17 protein-coding genes and 1 pseudogene are annotated in these 17552 nt (G+C 36.8%); 14 read left to right on the forward strand and 4 right to left on the reverse strand.

Annotated elements, in window-relative coordinates:
- Positions 1–3 precede the first annotated feature (3 nt).
- From MLC35_RS00655 to MLC35_RS00670, 4 genes are read right to left on the reverse strand one after another with little or no spacing between them, the layout of a single operon-like run.
- Positions 4–681 carry a cytidylyltransferase domain-containing protein gene (locus tag MLC35_RS00655; protein ID WP_434637257.1) on the reverse strand — a complete coding sequence of 226 codons (678 nt, stop codon included), beginning with the start codon at positions 679–681 and terminating at the stop codon, positions 4–6.
- Positions 678–1811 (reverse strand): UDP-N-acetylglucosamine 2-epimerase, encoded by a 1134-nt coding sequence (gene neuC, locus MLC35_RS00660; protein ID WP_434637259.1) that lies wholly within the window; start codon positions 1809–1811, stop codon positions 678–680. Before neuC ends, MLC35_RS00655 begins: the two co-directional genes overlap by 4 nt.
- Complete coding sequence (locus tag MLC35_RS00665) at positions 1804–2844, reverse strand: N-acetylneuraminate synthase family protein (RefSeq protein ID WP_434637261.1); 1041 nt, start codon at positions 2842–2844, stop codon at positions 1804–1806. The genes neuC and MLC35_RS00665 overlap by 8 nt, the downstream gene beginning before the upstream one ends.
- On the reverse strand, positions 2841–3401 hold the full coding sequence (locus MLC35_RS00670) for an SIS domain-containing protein (RefSeq protein ID WP_434637263.1): 561 nt from the start codon (positions 3399–3401) through the stop codon (positions 2841–2843). Before MLC35_RS00670 ends, MLC35_RS00665 begins: the two co-directional genes overlap by 4 nt.
- A 65-nt stretch (positions 3402–3466) precedes the next feature.
- Between MLC35_RS00670 and MLC35_RS00675 the strand changes: the two genes are divergently transcribed.
- The 14 genes and pseudogenes from MLC35_RS00675 (at position 3467) to MLC35_RS00740 (ending at position 17552) form a co-directional block, all read left to right on the forward strand.
- Entirely contained in the window at positions 3467–4915 is a 1449-nt protein-coding gene (locus MLC35_RS00675; RefSeq protein ID WP_434637265.1) for a hypothetical protein, read from the forward strand.
- A 2-nt stretch (positions 4916–4917) separates the two neighbouring features.
- Positions 4918–6054 (forward strand): hypothetical protein, encoded by a 1137-nt coding sequence (locus MLC35_RS00680; protein WP_434637267.1) that lies wholly within the window; start codon positions 4918–4920, stop codon positions 6052–6054.
- On the forward strand, positions 6047–7195 hold the full coding sequence (locus MLC35_RS00685; protein WP_434637269.1) for a glycosyltransferase family protein: 1149 nt from the start codon (positions 6047–6049) through the stop codon (positions 7193–7195). Before MLC35_RS00680 ends, MLC35_RS00685 begins: the two co-directional genes overlap by 8 nt.
- Positions 7182–7991: a hypothetical protein gene (locus tag MLC35_RS00690; RefSeq protein ID WP_434637271.1), complete on the forward strand. Its 810-nt coding sequence runs from the start codon at positions 7182–7184 to the stop codon at positions 7989–7991. Before MLC35_RS00685 ends, MLC35_RS00690 begins: the two co-directional genes overlap by 14 nt.
- Positions 7981–8784, forward strand: a complete 804-nt coding sequence (locus MLC35_RS00695; RefSeq protein WP_434637273.1) for a sulfotransferase domain-containing protein — start codon at positions 7981–7983, stop codon at positions 8782–8784. Before MLC35_RS00690 ends, MLC35_RS00695 begins: the two co-directional genes overlap by 11 nt.
- A 20-nt stretch (positions 8785–8804) precedes the next feature.
- Complete coding sequence (locus MLC35_RS00700; protein WP_434637275.1) at positions 8805–9653, forward strand: phytanoyl-CoA dioxygenase family protein; 849 nt, start codon at positions 8805–8807, stop codon at positions 9651–9653.
- Positions 9631–11028 carry a GSCFA domain-containing protein gene (locus MLC35_RS00705; protein WP_434638323.1) on the forward strand — a complete coding sequence of 466 codons (1398 nt, stop codon included), beginning with the start codon at positions 9631–9633 and terminating at the stop codon, positions 11026–11028. The genes MLC35_RS00700 and MLC35_RS00705 overlap by 23 nt, the downstream gene beginning before the upstream one ends.
- Positions 10997–11941, forward strand: a pseudogene (cysD, locus tag MLC35_RS00710) (sulfate adenylyltransferase subunit CysD). The gene MLC35_RS00705 and the pseudogene cysD overlap by 32 nt, the downstream one beginning before the upstream one ends.
- A complete protein-coding gene (gene cysN, locus MLC35_RS00715) occupies positions 11941–13377 on the forward strand; it encodes a sulfate adenylyltransferase subunit CysN (protein WP_434637277.1) in 1437 nt (478 codons plus the stop codon). Before cysD ends, cysN begins: the two are co-directional and overlap by 1 nt.
- The gene (gene cysC, locus MLC35_RS00720) at positions 13377–14102 is read left to right on the forward strand and encodes an adenylyl-sulfate kinase (RefSeq protein ID WP_434637279.1); all 726 of its coding nucleotides are present in this window, start codon (positions 13377–13379) and stop codon (positions 14100–14102) included. Before cysN ends, cysC (MLC35_RS00720) begins: the two co-directional genes overlap by 1 nt.
- A complete protein-coding gene (cysC, locus tag MLC35_RS00725; RefSeq protein ID WP_434637281.1) occupies positions 14092–14697 on the forward strand; it encodes an adenylyl-sulfate kinase in 606 nt (201 codons plus the stop codon). Before cysC (MLC35_RS00720) ends, cysC (MLC35_RS00725) begins: the two co-directional genes overlap by 11 nt.
- Positions 14691–15446, forward strand: a complete 756-nt coding sequence (cysQ, locus tag MLC35_RS00730) for a 3'(2'),5'-bisphosphate nucleotidase CysQ (RefSeq protein ID WP_434637283.1) — start codon at positions 14691–14693, stop codon at positions 15444–15446. The genes cysC (MLC35_RS00725) and cysQ overlap by 7 nt, the downstream gene beginning before the upstream one ends.
- Before the next feature lie 13 nt (positions 15447–15459).
- Complete coding sequence (locus MLC35_RS00735) at positions 15460–16554, forward strand: radical SAM protein (RefSeq protein WP_434637285.1); 1095 nt, start codon at positions 15460–15462, stop codon at positions 16552–16554.
- A gap of 8 nt (positions 16555–16562) precedes the next feature.
- Positions 16563–17552: an SDR family oxidoreductase gene (locus tag MLC35_RS00740; RefSeq protein ID WP_434637287.1), complete on the forward strand. Its 990-nt coding sequence runs from the start codon at positions 16563–16565 to the stop codon at positions 17550–17552.

Below are 17552 nucleotides of genomic sequence, written 5' to 3' on the forward strand. Positions count from 1 at the left end.
CCTTTATGTGTTTTGTATGATTTGCTCAGCAAGCATGATGTCTTCAATTGAATCGATATCTATACTCTTTGTCTCATTCATAATATAGGGAATGGTTTTGTCGCTGAAAAACTCTTTGGTTTTTAGAAATATATCATTCCCGAAAATATAAATAGCCCCGTTTGGATAGTAGGCTGTCGGTAGTTTTTGACGAGGCATAAAGGGATAGTCATTGTTTACAATTCCGGTAAGATAGTTGTCTTCATTGAGTGTAAATGCCTTGAACGGCGAATGTTTTGGAACAGACATACTGATAAGGGATGTGGCCTGGGAACTGTAATACAGGTCAAAAGCCTCATCTATGTCTTTTGCATCCCGCAAAGGGGATGTTGGCTGGAGCAAGATGACCGTATCATATTTTTTATCTATATTGCGTAACATGTCATAAACAACATCCTGTGTTTTTGTATCATCAAGGGCAAGTTCTGCCTCTCTTTGATATGTTTTTATTTGGCAGTTCCTGGCAATATCGAGAATCTTGTGACTGTCTGAATTGACATAAACATCTGTAATATATTTTGAGTTTTTTGCAGCTTCAATTGTATACAAGATGAGTTCTTTTTTATTCAGAGGGTATATGTTTTTATTTTTAAGCCCTTTTGAATTGCCTCTTGCAGGAATAATCGCCAATACTTTTTTCATTTGCTTTCCAAATCATAAAATTGTTTTTGTTTGGGTGTTTTCCAAAAACTTTCTTGTTGCAAAAGACGTAAAAAGAGCTGGTTTGAGTTTCCTTTGCCAAATGCAAACTGTTCTTTTTGGAAGCAAAAATGTTTGACCGATTCAATTGCCTGTAAAATTTCTTTGTATGCATAGCCGGTATTGATGATATTTTTGCTTTTTGAACGATTTTTTTGTCTTGATCCGATATTTATCGCAGGAATATGATAATAAGGGGCTTCGTGCATAGCAGTTGAGGAGTTTCCGATTAAAAAATCTGCATTGCGAAGCAACTGTAAGAAGTATTCAAAACGAATAGAGGGAAAAATTTTAAATTTCGGATTTGCAGAGAGCTTTTTATACTCATGCATGATTTCATGGGAACCAAGATCGTTGTTTGGAAGAATGACAATATAGTTTCTATCCGAGTCTTCAAGGGCTTTTACAAGGTTTTGCGCATAGGTTTGCATTGCATCAAATTCGGTAGTGACCGGATGAAACATCACAAGTGCATAGTTTTTAAAAGGAATTTCATAATAATTTTTTACAAATTCCAGGGAGGGAAGTGTATCGGGATTCATTAAATCAAGATCAGGAGAGCCTATAAGAAAAATATTTTCTTTATTTTCTCCAAGCTGAACAAGCCTTTGTCCGGCTTGTTCGTTTCCAACCAAATGCAGATGGGACAGCTTGCTGATAGCATGCCGAATGGAATCATCCACTGTTCCTGAAACCTCACCTCCCTCGATGTGTGCTGCCAGTATATTGTTAAGACTCGCTACAATAGCGCCTGCGAGCGCTTCTATTCTGTCGCCGTGAATGATGATGAGTTCAGGCTGTATTTCAGCAATATATGTACTGAATCCGTCAATGGTCTTTGCCAAAGTTCTGTCCATATGGTTAATCTCGTCATGGTTTATGAACTGGTAAATATTTGTAAAACCGCTTTTATATATTTCATTGACGGTTTTGCCGTATTTTGAGTTCATATGCATACCGGTTGCAAAAATATGGACATCGAAATTTTTATCGTTTTGTGTAACCTCTATAAGGGACTTTATTTTCCCGAAGTCTGCTCTGGTTCCCGTAAGAAAGACTATTCTTTTAGGCATTTATATCATTCCATTTGAGATGGGTATCTTTTTTGATCGATTTTGCAGCGGTTTTGCCAAGTATCTGTGTGAAAAATTCTGCCTGTATTTCTCCTGTACCCGGGCGTTTTACCCAGAGGTTTTTGTCTGTAAAAACATCTCCTTCTCGAATATCCTCAAGCGTTACCACCGTTGCAAAAGCAAAATCCATTGTAACCTGTTCTTCCTGTGCAGCCTCTTTTTTCCCGCCGCGCATTTTAGCAATCTCTTCTGAGCCCTGTATGAGTTCCCGGAGTGCTTTTGGATCCATAGAATTTATAATATCTGGACCTTCTCTGTCCATGGAATCGGTAAAATGTCTCTCAAGTATTACCGCTCCAAGTGCAGTGGCCGCAAAACAAGCCAGGTTGGAAGTTGTATGGTCTGAAAGCCCTATGGGAATGTGTGGAAATTCATTTTGCAACTCCTGCATAGCACCAAGCCTTACAAGCTCTGGAGGCGTAGGATAGAGGTTTGTTGTGTGAAGAAGTGCATAATCAATATTGTGTTTTTCTACAATTGCAACTGTTTTTTTTATGCTTTTTATATCATTCATTCCGGTGCTGATTATCATGGGTTTGCCAAATGAAGCAATATGCTCGATCAAAGGATAATTGTTACATTCTCCCGAACCGATTTTGTAGGCACATACATTCATTCGTTCAAGTCTGTCTGCGGCAGCTCTGGAAAATGGTGTTGAAATAAATAGCATACCGAGCGATTCGACATAGTTTTTTAAAGCTGTTTCATCTTTTTCGTTTAGAGCCGCTTTTTTCATAATATCATAGATGGAAATGTCAGCATTGCCGGGAATTACTTTTTTTGCTTCTCTGCTCATTTCGTCATCTACGACATGTGTTTGATGCTTAATGACTTCTGCTCCCGCTTTATGGGCGGCATCTACCATCTCAAAGGCTTGCTGTAATGAACCGTTATGATTAATGCCTATTTCTGCAATAACAAGAGGAGGCGAGTCTAAACTTATTTTTCTGTTACAAATTGTAATCTCTTTCACGCATTGCCTTTGGAAATATAATAGCTGTAAATAATGTGGTCCAGAATCATATGGGCATCCTCTACGAGTCCGTATTCATTCTTGGCTGTGGCAATATGAAAACTAATGTCGGAGAGCTTTTTTAAGATTCCGCCGTCAAAACCTGTGAGCCCTACAATGGCGGCGTTTTGTTTTTTAGCATATTTGACTGCTTTGACAATATTTTTTGAATTGCCGCTGCAGGAGATGGCAATCAGAGTGTCATTTTCGTTTATTCTGTCTTTGAGTTGCATGTAAAAAATATTTTTATACCCAATATCATTGGCTAAAGCGCTGCACACCGGTGTGTTGTCGCTCAGACTTTGAATATTGAAATTTTTGATGCCTCTTCGTTTGAGTCCTACGCCCAGGTCGTTGACCATATGGGATGCAGTTGCGGCACTCCCGCCGTTTCCTATAATATAAATAGTCCCTTTTGTAGAGTTAAGAACCTCTACTATTGCTTCTACACTTTTATAATCTATCTCCTGCAGCAAAGCAATTAAGTTGTTTATATATTTTTTTGCAAATTTTTTCATTTTAAACACCATATAAGTAGTAATGGGTTATCTTATCTTTAATTTTCTTAAAAGGTAATTTTATATTGGAATTTGATGACACTTTCTTTTTAAATCCGGATGAAGCATTGCGGGCAGCCAGGCAGCAGAACAAAAGAGACAGATATGTTTTGCAGGTATGCTACTATGACAAAGAGAGTGCAAATTTTGATCAAGAACAGTTGCCAAACCTTATTCCTGTTTCGCTTAATAATCTGGTTGATGATTTGGCGCTTGGCATACATCGTCTGCCTGAGAGTATCAGTTTTGCCGGCTTGCATCTTTCTGATGAAGTAAAAAAAGAAATAGTGGAAAACTTTGAACTCTCTGTCCGTCAGGCACATATCATCAGAGAAGAACTGAAGAGGTATTATCTAAAAAACATTAAAGAAGCAAAACCTGATTTCAAAGAGCCGTTGCGGTTTTACTTGTATGCTTCGGCATATACACAGGTCATGCAGTATGTTTCAAAAAATATTGCGGATACCCTGGAAGATATGGGCTATGAGGTATTGTTTGATTTGGACTATGGTACTCTGGATGTTGATTGCCAAAAGCTGTTAAAAGAGTTTAATCCTCATATTATTATTAGTATCAATCATATGAACAACTCTTTCTTAGGGGAAGAAGTTTTCAATTTTGTATGGTTTCAAGATTCCATGCCGATAATAACAAATGACGAACTTATCCATACCCGCAAAAGAGATTTTGTCTTTGCACTCCTTCCGGGGGTAAAGGATGCTTTATATAAAAAAGGTGTTTCGTCTGAGATACAAAATTTTTGTATCAATACAAATTTATATAAAGTAGACAAAAGTATTGAAAAAAAAGCCAAGGTCGTTTTTATAGGAGGCTCCTATCTGGAAAATTATATGCCTTATTTATCCGGAAGCAATGCGAAAGATTTAGGTGAGTTGGCAGGTATTGATACCCTTATTCATGAAGCAGTTGAAATATATAAAGCAGACGGTGTCTTCAGTGAGGATATTAAGTATTATTTGGCTCAAAAGTATAATAAAAGCTACCAATTGCTGAACTCATATGTCATCCCCTTTGTGATACGGGATATGACACTGCTTGAATTATGCAAAATGGATATTGCTTATGATATCGAAGTGTATGGATGGGGATGGGAAAAGTATGAAATTATAAAACCTTATTATAAAGGTGTACTGAACTATGGAGAAGACATATCAAAAGTCTATAACGGTGCAACATATGCCATTGTGGCACATCCAGATTATCTGGTGCAGCAAAGAACCCTGGAAGCTGCTGCCAGCGGATGTATACCGCTGGTGTATGACTGTAGATATAAAGAACTTGTAACACCTCCTTATTATGAGGACTCTCTGGTGTTTTTTCAGAATCTGTCCGAATTGAATGATATTTTACGAAAAACTCCCGTAAAAAAAGAGTTGAGCACTATTGTTGATGATCATAAGTACAGCAGTTTTGCAAAAAAACTGATTCATATAGTAGAAGAGAAAGTACAGTAGTTGTGAGTCAAAAAAACAGACCCAAACATATCATTTTTATCCCGCCAGACGGTGCCTTTAAAAAACAGGATTTTTCAATACAGAGAGTTGTGAAATGGCTCCATGCAAATGATACTTTTGCAGTAAAAACAACTTTGTTGTATATCGGCTCGGATATTTCGGGAGTGGAATCAGATTTGTTTGATGAAATCATAGTTGCCAGGGATAAGCAGGAGATCATAACTATCTTAAGAAATTTGGAATATGATGTGGTTTTTCACAGGGCGTGGATGACATGCTATGAGTTTGCAGCTGAATTAACGAAAGAGTTTTCAAAGGTAGTTGTGAACATAAAAGATTGGAATTTTGCTTCAAAAGAAGTCTATGAGTTTTTATATCCTGATTATAAAGACCATGAAGCTATAGAATATATTTTTAAAAATGCGTATAAAATATTATCGCATTTTACGGCAGAACAGTCAAAAATTTGGGCAAAAGAGTATAAAACAAGCCAGGAGAAATTTGTTTTTTTCCCTGAATACTGCAATGAAAGTTCTTTTCACAGCAAACAAATTTCCCAAAGTGAAGTAGTGCATCTGGTATATGCAGGAAATATACAGCCTACGGCAAGACCAGAGGAGTATTTTCCTGGAAAAGCACATTTGCGATCTCTTAAAAAAATAACCGGCCAAGCAGTAAAAATAGATTTTGTGTTACCGGAAAATGTATATGACAATTTTTTTCAAAATAAAGATTTATATCAAGATTTCATATTTGAAAGCTTTGTAAATGATAACTTCAATATTGTCAAAGGAAAAGCGCTCAATAGTTCAGTGTTGAATAAATACGATTATGGTTTTTTCGAATTAGAGGCAACAGGAGTGAACAATATGCTCTATAAATATGCAATTACCAGTAAATTTGCATTTTATCTTGAAGCAGGTTTACCGATACTTGTCAACAGTAAATTTGTTTCCATGAGTAATTTGGTACAAAAATATCAGTTGGGGATCGTATTTTCCAATAACAATCTTGATGAAATAGATACCATACTCGATAAAGCAAAGTCAGAATATAGCAATTACCTTGATAACATTAAAAAATTTAGAAAAGAATTTGTCTATAAAAATAAATATTTGAGTGAGATTATAGATGTATAAACAAAAAAAGGTACTTTTGTATTTGGCAAGCAATTCTCCTTTTTATACTAATTTGTATCCATCTATCAAAGGAGGTTTTGAGGAAGCAGGGTGCTTGGTTGAGGGTGGACATACTTTACTTGAAAGTAAAGAATTAATCAAAAAAATAGAAAGTTTCCAACCGGATTTTGTTTTTGAAATGAATAGAGTCAAATCGGAGATAGAAAATTTCCCCTCAGGCATTGCGCATATTTGTTGGGTAGTGGATTTTTGGGGAAGAGTGCATGAAAATTTTCAAGGAAGTGATATTTTATACCCTTGGGCAAATGACTGGGTGGACAAATTTAAACAAGCTAGTATTGAGAATGTTTATTATTTGGCTCCGGCTACCGATAAAACCATATATAAGCCATTGTCAAAACAGAAAAAAGAGTCAGAGCTTGTTTTTTTAGGGCATATTTCAAAAGAATGGACCTCTTCTGAGCTTACAAGGGTTGTAGGAAAATCGAAGAGTAAAAATGTATATTTTACTGATTTACTGCCTCTTGTAAAAAAGCATGTATTGACACTCAAACATACACAGCCCTTTTTAGATTCTCTTTTCGCTGCGGGAATTGAGTTAAATATGCCTATAGACAAGACAATGTTATATGATATAAGCAGCCGAAGTTTCAGGCAAATTAGAAGAGAATTTTATTTAGATCTGTTTTTGAAGCTTGATAAAGAAATAGCTATTTACGGGAGCGAAAACTGGAAGCTGTATGAAAGGTTTCAAAAGTTTTATAAAGGGTATATAGAAAGTCCCTCGGAGTTAAATAAGGCAATGCAAAAAGCCAGTATACTTTTACATGACGGCAACTATCCTCATTTTAGAACTTTTGATGCAATGGCTTCCGGTGTTGTAGTTGCTGCTGCAAAAGCACATGCTGAATATACTCACCCCTGGGAAGTTTTAGACTTCAAACATAACGAAGATTATATAAATGTCGATATATATGATGAAAATGTTGACCTGAGTATTTTAAACAATAAAAATAAGCTAAAAGATATAGCACACAATGCAAGAGAAAAAGTCTTACAAAAGCATTTATGGGTGCATAGAGCAGAGCAGGTCTTGACAGATTTTGAGCAATTAAAAGGAAGTGATAATGGACGATTTTGATTCACATGTATTTTACGTAACATCGCAAGGCTATGCGGGAGATCACTGGTACAGCTGGTTTTGCAAATCACTCAATGCTCATCCTGAGATGTTTGTCTATATAGCCAATGAAGGTTCTCGTCCAAAGTATTTTGATGAAAGAAGCCGCTCAGAGAGACCTGATTTGTTAAAATTTACAAAATTTATTTCAGATGTGGGCAGAACCTATGAAGCTACGGGAGACTGTTATTCATACAGAGCACATAAAATGCAGCCTTTGGTAAAGGAATACGGAGATAAGGTACGATGGGTAAATCTTGTCAGGCATCCCTATGTCTGGTTGTTTTTTTATACCAGATGGAGAGCAACAAATATGCGTATGGGCAGCGGTAAAACAAAACCGCTAGAACATGAATGGAATATAGTAGAGCATGAATTATATAAAAATCTGAGACCCTATACCAAAGATGATGTCCATATTTGGGCTTTTTACAGAGGTTTGACATTTTTAAATCATCATATGATGAAAGATTTGTCTATAGAGACAAAACATATAAAACTCGAAGATATTATTGCTTCAAAAGATTCTTTTCAAGAAGTTGTTTCTTATTTGACACATGACAGAGTGGCATTTGACGAGGAGTTGTTGGATAGGGTGTATTCTTGGCGATATGAACCTTTTCGAGGAGAAGAAAAAGTATATGTCAATGCAGATAATGAAAAAGAATCTTATGAAGACTGGCAACTGGAGGCCATAGATAAAATTGTCTCACAAGAGGCACAAGAAAGGTTTAGGGAACTTGGGTATGCATTATAATGAAAATCCTGTAGTACTGATATCGGGTTTTAAAGCCGGAACATGGCTTATGCGAAAGATTTTAACTTCTTTAACAAATATGGAATATTTTGAACCTGAAATAATTCCGGGTGAAAAAAAATACTATAATGCTAAACAGCTACAATTTGTCGATAATCACTTTTACAGCTGGCATTTGGTTCCGACACCTGAAGTCGTGAAAATTTTAAATGAGAAGAATGCCAAAACAATTTTTGTGATGAGAAATATTTATGATGTAGTAGTTTCAATATATTATCATTTTTATAATGATATTGATGCAGACATTGGACGAGGCAACGCGAAAGACAGTTTTTTGAAACAGTTTAGTTTTGAAGAAGGCATTTCTTTGATCATTACAGGTTTTGATGAGGGAGATGGGCTGAGATGGAATGGAATGGCAGAAATAATTGAGCATTTCAACAGAATGAGTCTTGCCAGTTTGGAGTGCGAAAGTTTGATTTTTGATTTTGAAAATATAGTAAAAAATAAAAAAAGTGTTCTTGCTGAAATATCAAATTTTCTGGATATAGAGGCATCAAGTGAAAAAGTAAATAACATTCAAAATACGACGGCTTTTGGTTCTATGAAAAAAGAAGCATTATCGCAAGGTATAGGAGTATCGCATTTTCGAGAGGGAAAGGCTAACAGTAACAGAAAAAAACTTTCTTATTTTCATAAAGTTCAAATTCGCAATGTAGTACAAAAAACTGCTCCTGATTTTTATAAAAATTTACAAAAGGTTTCGTTAGAATGTGTTTATCAAGAAACATAACACTCAAAAGGAGAAGAGCGATGTTTGACTTTACAAATATGACACTCTCAAAACCGTTTACAGAAAAAGACGTTGCAGATACTATTGTCAAATATGGCTTTGTGATCCTTCCAGAGTTTTTTTCAAAAGAAGAAGTCGATGCTATCTACAGTGATCATTCGGATGTTATGAACTTACCGGTTTCCTTGACTGATAAAATTGATTTTGGCAATGGTGAAATGGCACAGGTTAAAAGAAGAACACTTGAAAAACATGATAAAGGTTTTAAGCATTTATTAAAACATTTTTATTCTGATTTTTCAATTACAGTAACAAAAGAATATTTTAAACATTATAATATAGAAATTGATGATAAAAATGTTTTGAATCAATTTGAAGTAGAAGACGACTTTAAAAAAGGAAAATCTCTAGGCAGTGATTTGCATTATGACAGAGTGCCTGCATTGAAAATGTGTTTATATCTTGATGATACTACGCAAGCTAATGGCGCGTTGAGAATTGTTCCACGATCACATGCACGGACAAGAAATATAGCATTGTCCCAGTATAAAAATAATAGTAATTCATTGTATCAAAAAAACTTCTTGAAAGAGGAAGATTTGGTTGCGAGTCATCCTATAGAAGGCAAAGCCGGTTCTGTCGTTTTTTTAGATACTTATTGTTTGCATGGAGGGGGAAAGCTGACTGAAAATACTAGGCGGAGAGTTATTCGGGGTATAAGTTGGGCAATCCCGTTGTTATCGAGTTATTTTGATACAGAGAAAATATTGGAAACTGATCAATTTTCTTTTTCCAAAGAATCTTTTTTTCATCCCCGACCTGTTCCAGAAAATCAAACAATTGAGAGTGATTTTTTATTCATTAAGTAAAAAACTATATAAATCTAATGGAGTTACTGTGAAGCAAATACAAAAAAAAAGAGAAAAGCTTTTTGCAATAAAAGATGTAGAACAAGCTATTAAAGAGATGAATAAATTTCTTAAAAAGAGACCTATGGACACTGCTGTAAGATTACGGCTTGCCTTGCGTTTGATTAGTTCTGATACACAAAGACTGTCAAATATGGCAAAAGCCGAGAATCATTTAAGGGTGGTAACCGCATTGGATCCAAAGAATGAGATTGCATTTTTTCATTTAGGATTGGCAATACAGACACAGGGAAAAAGAGGCTCTAAAAAGTTTTTTAAAAAAGCTATTAAAATCAAATCAAATTATGAAGCTGCCCATTATACATTATCAAAAGAGTATTTTATTGAGAATAAGTTTGACAAGGCAGCAATACATCTGAAAAAAGCATTGGAATTAGCTCCTGAGAATAAAATATATCAAAAAGAGTATGATGACTTGAAATTAGTTCTGAAAAAATATATGTCAAAGAACAAGCAGTTTAAAGCTAACAGGTGGCCTGTGATGCATTCAGATTTTTCTAATTTATCTGAAGCTATTACAAAATATATTGTACCGGAACTGGAGGATATGCCGACGATTTTAAATAAAAAATCCAATGTGGTTACATTAGGATCTTGTTTTGCAGGAAACTTGGCAAGAGTATTAAGAAAGCAGAATGTGAATGCGGAAAATATTACAATAGGCGAATATATTAATAGCACATATGCAAATAAAACATTTCTTAATTGGGTGAACGGAACACTGAATGATGAGCATTTGTCTCAAAAAATGGAATTAATTTTTGAGCAGGAAGCATCTTATTATAAAAATTTAATCATGAATGCAGATATCTTGATTTTTACATTAGGAGTAGCACCGGCTTTTTTTGATCGTTCCTCTAAAAAGTTTGTTATGCCTAGAGCTTCTCAACTGAGTCTGGGTGCGCTAAAAACAAAATATGAATTTAGAACGACAACTGTTGAGGAAAATACGGAAAATTTAGATGAAATTATACAAATATTAAAAGATTTAAGCGGCAATAAAAAGATTATTCTTACCCTCTCGCCTGTTCCGTTATCTGTGACATTTGAAAAAAAATCGGCAGTTATTGCAGACTGTTTGTCGAAATCTGTTTTAAGAAGTTCCATTGAGAATGTTATTCAAAAAAACAATCAAGATATCTACTACTGGCCGTCATTTGAAATTGTTCGTTGGATAGGTTCTTATCGTGGAGATGGCTATGGACAGGATGATGGTTCCTCTCATCATGTTTCAGAAGCATATATTGATAAAATAATTAGTACATTTATCAATGCTTTCGGAGATGAAGAATTTATTAATTTTTCGAAATGTTGATGTGATTGAAAAATATTATTTGACCCACCTCAAACAACTAGAAGCGGAATCAATTCACATTCTCCGTGAAGTGGCGGCAGAATTTTCCAACCCTGTTATGATGTACTCAGTAGGGAAAGACTCTTCCGTTATGCTTCATTTGGCTTTAAAAGCATTTGCTCCTGCTAAACCTCCTTTTACATTCTTACATGTAGATACACTGTGGAAATTTCGTGAGATGATAGAGTTTCGTGATAATCGTGCCAAAGAGTTGGGCTTTGATCTTGTTGTGCATTCAAACCCTGAAGGTGTAGCCATGAATATAAGTCCCTTTGAGCATGGAAGCAAAGTCCATACCGATATTATGAAAACAGAGGCACTCAAACAAGCGCTGAATCAAGGCGGATAAGATGCTGTTATCGGTGGAGCCAGACGAGACGAGGAAAAATCCCGTGCCAAAGAACGCATTTTCTCTTTTCGTGACAAACACCACAGATGGGATCCCAAAAATCAAAGACCCGAACTCTGGAATGTATATAATACTAAAATAAACAAAGGGGAAAGTGTCAGAGTGTTTCCTATAAGTAACTGGACAGAACTTGACATTTGGCAGTATATTTATTTGGAAGGAATTTCTATCCCGTCACTCTATTTTGCTGCGGAGCGTGAAGTGGTTGAGTATGAAGGTGTAAAAATCATGGTCGATGATGACAGAATGCCGGAGCAACTCAGAAAAACAGCGAAAAAAGAGATGGTGCGTTTTCGTACGCTTGGATGTTATCCTCTAACCGGTGCAATCAACTCAAATGCAACAACACTGCCTGAAATTATCCGTGAAATGTTGCTCTCAACTTCAAGTGAGCGAGAAGGCAGACTGATAGATAAAGACAGTGAAGGTGCTATGGAGTATAAAAAGACAGAGGGGTATTTTTAATGAGTGCAAAGAATGAAAAAATCTCTTTAGACATAGAAGCTTACCTCAAAGAGCATGAAAACAAAAAGATGCTCCGTTTCTTAACCTGCGGCAGTGTAGATGACGGAAAATCTACGCTTATTGGCCGTCTTTTATATGACAGCAAGATGATTTTTGACGATCAGCTCTCTGCTGCACAGCGTGAGAGTAAAAAATACGGTACAACGGGTAAGACGTTGGATATGGCTTTGCTTGTTGATGGTTTGCAAAGTGAGCGGGAACAGGGAATTACCATAGATGTAGCCTATAGATTTTTTGCAACCCAAAAAAGAAAGTTTATTATTGCCGATACGCCAGGGCATGAACAGTACACCAGAAATATGGTAACAGGTGCCTCAACGGCCGATGTTGCCATCATTTTAATAGATGCTAGAAAAGGAATTCTTACACAAACAAGAAGACACAGTTTTATAGTCAATCTTTTAGGCATAGAACATGTCATAATAGCTGCCAACAAGATGGATTTAGTAGATTTTAGTGAAGATGTATTTAACGCAATAAAAAAAGCGTATGAAAGCTTGGCAACTGAACTGGGTATTAAAAACAGATACTATATTCCTTTAAGTGCATTGAATGGGGATAATGTTGTAAACCAAAGTGATAATACTCCTTGGTATCATGGAAAACCACTCTTGGAATTACTCGATACGATGGATATTTCCAAAGAGATAAAAGAGGAAGAATTTAGATTTCCGGTGCAGTATGTCAACCGTCCAAATTTAGATTTTAGAGGCTTTTGTGGAACTGTTGCCAGTGGCAGTGTGAAAGTCGGCGATGAAATTACGGTACTGCCTTCGGGAAAAACGACAAAAGTCAAAAGTATCATCAATGCCGGAGATATTACCAAAGAGAATAACAGTGTTCCATGTAATACAGTCTATGCCCCAATGGCGGTAACGATTACTACCGAAGATGAAATTGACATCAGTCGTGGAGATATGCTTGTGCACACCAAAGCAATGCCGAGAGTTTCAAATGCATTGAAAGTTATGCTTGTGTGGATGGATGAAACACCGATGCAGGTAGGAAAAACCTATGAGATTAAAAGTGCATCTTCATTTATCAGTGGGCATGTTGAACATATTAACTATAAAATAGATATAAATACGTATAAAAGGGAGCAGGTACAAGCGTTACAGCTCAATGATATAGCCTCTTGTAAAATAACACTTACCCGTCCGATAGCAGCAGACAAATACAAAGAAAATCGCCAGACGGGAAGTTTTGTTATCATTGACAGAGTGACAAACAATACAGTGGGTGCGGGTATGATAGTTGATGTGGCAGCAAGAGAGCATGAAAGAAAGAGCCAAACAAGAAATTATACCGATTCGGAAAAAGCACTGAACCAGTATATAAGAGAAAACTTTCCCGAGTGGAACTGCAAAGTAATTTAATGTACAAAGAGACAAACAAACGTTCCGTTGTTAAAGGTATAAGCTGGCGTATTATTGCTACAACGACTACTGTTATCATTGTGTATCTTTTTTTTGGAAGACTTGATTTGGCGATTGCTGCAGGAATGATAGAGACCGTACTAAAAGTCGGTCTTTACTGGGCACATGAGAGAGCCTGGATGAAGATTCGTTGGGGGAAAAAGAAAATAGAACCGTTTAATTTATGGTTTACAGGACTGCCTCTCTCAGGAAAAACAACTATAGCTGACAGAGTTTATACACAACTGCAAGAGCTTCATATTCCCATCGAACGCTTAGATTCCAAAGACATAAGGGAAGTCGTTCCAAATATCGGGTATACAAGAGAAGACAGAAACAGACATATGAAACGGATAGGACACCTTATAAAAACGCTGCAACACAATTCTATTTCAACCGTAGCATCCTTTGTCTCTCCTTACAGGGAGAGTCGAAAAGCTATACGCGAGATGGTGAAAAACAATGTTGTTGTTTATGTAAAAGCAGATATAGAGAGTTGCAAGCAAAGAGATTACAAGGGTATTTATGTTAAAGCAATACGAGGTGAATTGCAGAACTTTTCTGGTATAAATGATGTATATGAAGAACCACAGTATGCAGAAATAGTCATAGACACGGATACGACCGATATAGAAGAAGCTGTGCAAACAGTAGTAAAATATATAAAGAGGCATTATGTCAAATAATAAACATATTATTCCTCATGAACATCAGCTTTGCAAACAAAAAAGAGCAGCTATAAAAGGGCAGAAGCCTTGTGTGTTGTGGTTTACCGGCTTAAGCGGCAGCGGTAAATCTACACTGGCTAATGCCGTAGAAGTAAAACTCAATCAATTACAAAAACACAGTTACCTTTTAGACGGTGATAATATTCGTACGGGTTTAAATCAAGGGCTTGGTTTTTCCGAGGAAGATCGAGTTGAAAATATTAGAAGAGTCGCTGAAGTTGCCAAATTGTTTGTTGAGAGCGGCCTTATAGTTTTGAGTGCTTTTATATCTCCTTTTCAAAAAGAAAGAGACAAGGCACGAGCACTTGTTGCAAACGATGAATTTATAGAAATATTTGTAGATACTCCTTTAGAAGTCTGCCAACACAGAGATCCAAAAGGACTGTATAAAAAGGCAATAAAAGGAGAAATTCCAAATTTTACAGGTATATCTTCACCCTATGAAATACCAAATAAAGCAGAGATACATATAAAAACAGATAAAATGACCATTGAAGAAGCAAGCCAGATAATTATACAATATTTACAAAAAAGAGGATATTTAACGTGTTAGAAGAGATTGACCTAGAGCAGATTGTCACCATTGCAAAAGAGGCAGGCAAAGCCATTATGCAAATATATCAAAAAGATTTTACGGTAGAGTACAAAGATGACAACTCTCCTTTGACGGAAGCTGACACCAAAGCAAATGAAATTATTGGTTTGGCTTTGCAAAAGCTGTATCCAAATATACCGATACTCTCTGAAGAAAATAAGCAGACAGCCTATGAAACAAGAAAAAACTGGCAATATTACTGGTGTGTTGATCCCCTAGACGGGACAAAAGAGTTTATAAAGCACAATGGCGAGTTCACCGTAAACATAGCGCTCATTCATAAAGACACACCGGTTTTAGGTGTAGTATATGCTCCGGCAACAGAAGAAATGTACAAAGCAAAAAAAGGCAAGGGCGCGTTTAAAAACGGACAAAAACTTCCTTTACATGTAAACAGCCATCCTCAAAAGGAACTTCGTATTGTTGCTTCAAAATCACACCTCTCACCAGAGACACAAGCATTTATAGATGCTCTTGCAGCAGAAAAAAAAGAGCAAAGCAACAGGGGAAGTTCTTTGAAGCTTTGTATGGTGGCTGATGGAAGTGCAGATATTTATCCAAGGCTTGGACCAACTATGGAGTGGGATACGGCGGCGGCTGATGCTATTGTCAGACAAAGCGGCAAAATGACATATCAGTTTGAAAACATGCAACCATTAGTGTATAATAAAAAGAATTTGCTAAACCCCTGGTTCATAGTAAAATAAGAAGGTTTTATAAATGAGTGATAAATTTGCAATAGATTCACATAAAATGTCATTGCACCCAGTTCGGGTTGCCAAATGGGTAGAAGCCAACGACGAGTGGGAGACATTAAAAAAAATCTACCCTGTGTATGTGGAAGTGTCACCGTATGGAGGATGCAATCACCGGTGTACTTTCTGCGCGCTTGACTATATGGGCTATGAAAATATCGGCATAGATTTTGAAGTTTTAAAAAACAGCATGAGTGATATGGCAGCTCATGGTGTGAAAAGTGTGATGTTTGCAGGAGAAGGCGAGCCTTTGTTGTTTAAAGATTTAGACCTCATTGTAGAGCACTGCTCACAAGTGGGTATCGACACATCCATAACAACAAACTTTGTTCCGCTTAATAAAAAAAATATTGAGCGTTGCATTGAGAACTGTTCCTGGATAAAAGTGAGCCTCAATGCAGGAACCGCTCAAAGCTATGCCGCAATTCATCAGACAAAAGAGCTTGATTTTGAAAGGGTCATGAACAATTTAGCGTATGCTTTGGAGTACAGAAGACAAAACAAGCTTACATGTACGCTTGGCGTGCAGATGCTTCTGCTTCCCGAAAACAGAGATGAAGCGGTGATTTTAGCTCAAAAGGTCAAAGAGCTCGGGGCTGACTATTTGGTGATAAAACCCTACTCACAGCATAATTTCAGTGAGACAGACAGATACAAAGACATAGACTACTCTCAAATGCTCGATGTTGAAGAGGAGCTAAAAAGCTTTAATGATGAGAATTTTCATGTAGTTTTTCGTGCAAATACGATGAAAAAGTATGTGAAAAAAGAGCATTCCTATTCTACCTGCCACGCGACTCCGTTTTTTTGGGGATACATTGCCGCTGACGGAAAAGTTTTCGGCTGCAGTGCTTACCTTGGGGATGAGCGCTTTTGTTACGGCAATATTTATGACAACAGCTTTAGTGAAATTTGGGAAAGTGACAAACGCAGAGAATCGTACAACTTTGTGCAGAATGAGTTGGATATTAAAAATTGCAGAGTCAATTGCAGAATGGATGAGGTCAATCGCTATCTGGACAGGTTGAAAAATCCAGAGGCGCATGATAATTTTATATAAGGGATGATATGAAAGCAGTAGTTACGGGAGGAGCCGGGTTTATCGGCTCGCATATGGTTGATTTGTTGGTCAAAGAGGGTTTCCATGTAACGGTGTTGGACAATCTGGCAAACGGACGGCTTGAGAATATTGCACATCACAAGGGGAAGATAGAATTTTTCCAAGTTGATATTGGCGATTATGAAACTGAATTGGACAGCTATTTTGAAGATGCGGATTATGTGTTTCATTATGCAGCTTTGGCGGATATCGTCCCATCAATTAACAACCCTGTGAAATACCATAGAGCCAATGTAGACGGCACAATCAATGTGCTTGAAGCGGCGAAAAAGAGCAAAAACCTTAAAAAATTTGTCTATGCCGCATCAAGTTCCTGCTATGGTATTCCCGATGTCTATCCGACACCCGAAGATACTCCCATAAAACCGGAATACCCGTATGCCCACACAAAAACAGTAGCCGAACAGTATGTCATGCACTGGGGGCAGTTATATAATATGCCCGTAGTGTCGATGAGGTTCTTTAATGTCTATGGAGTGCGTCATAGAACAGGAGGAACATACGGTGCTGTATTTGGGGTGTTTTTGGCACAATTGTTAAATGACAAACCGCTGACAATAGTGGGTGACGGAGAGCAGACAAGAGATTTTACCTATGTGACCGATATAGTCGATGCATGTTTCATGGCAGCAAAAAGCCCTATAAGTCAAGAGATTTTTAATGTAGGCAGTGACAATACTTACAGCATTAATTACCTTGCCGAGCTTTTAGGCGGAGAAAAACACTACATTCCAAAAAGACCGGGAGAGCCTGAGAGCACTTATGCGGACATTTCAAAAATAAAAACTATGCTAGGCTGGAAACCAAAAATAAGCTTTGAAGAGGGCGTGAAAATAATGCTTGAAAATATAGATTCTTGGCGGGAAGCTCCGCTTTGGGATGAAAAAAGCATTCAAGAAGCGACCAAAGAGTGGTTCTTGTATCTGGGGGAGAAATAA

Source organism: Sulfurimonas sp. NW7, assembly GCF_051132265.1.
GTDB classification, from domain to species: Bacteria; Campylobacterota; Campylobacteria; order Campylobacterales; family Sulfurimonadaceae; genus Sulfurimonas; species Sulfurimonas hydrogeniphila.

Bases quoted from the DNA above. Each gene is read 5' to 3' on its own strand.
- MLC35_RS00655 (WP_434637257.1), bottom strand. From the start codon at position 681: ATGAAAAAAGTATTGGCGATTATTCCTGCAAGAGGCAATTCAAAAGGG.
- neuC (WP_434637259.1), bottom strand. From the start codon at position 1,811: ATGCCTAAAAGAATAGTCTTTCTTACGGGAACCAGAGCAGACTTCGGG.
- MLC35_RS00670 (WP_434637263.1), bottom strand. From the start codon at position 3,401: ATGAAAAAATTTGCAAAAAAATATATAAACAACTTAATTGCTTTGCTG.
- MLC35_RS00685 (WP_434637269.1), top strand. From the start codon at position 6,047: ATGTATAAACAAAAAAAGGTACTTTTGTATTTGGCAAGCAATTCTCCT.
- MLC35_RS00690 (WP_434637271.1), top strand. From the start codon at position 7,182: ATGGACGATTTTGATTCACATGTATTTTACGTAACATCGCAAGGCTAT.
- MLC35_RS00695 (WP_434637273.1), top strand. From the start codon at position 7,981: ATGCATTATAATGAAAATCCTGTAGTACTGATATCGGGTTTTAAAGCC.
- MLC35_RS00700 (WP_434637275.1), top strand. From the start codon at position 8,805: ATGTTTGACTTTACAAATATGACACTCTCAAAACCGTTTACAGAAAAA.
- cysN (WP_434637277.1), top strand. From the start codon at position 11,941: ATGAGTGCAAAGAATGAAAAAATCTCTTTAGACATAGAAGCTTACCTC.
- cysC (WP_434637279.1), top strand. From the start codon at position 13,377: ATGTACAAAGAGACAAACAAACGTTCCGTTGTTAAAGGTATAAGCTGG.
- cysC (WP_434637281.1), top strand. From the start codon at position 14,092: ATGTCAAATAATAAACATATTATTCCTCATGAACATCAGCTTTGCAAA.
- MLC35_RS00735 (WP_434637285.1), top strand. From the start codon at position 15,460: ATGAGTGATAAATTTGCAATAGATTCACATAAAATGTCATTGCACCCA.
- MLC35_RS00740 (WP_434637287.1), top strand. From the start codon at position 16,563: ATGAAAGCAGTAGTTACGGGAGGAGCCGGGTTTATCGGCTCGCATATG.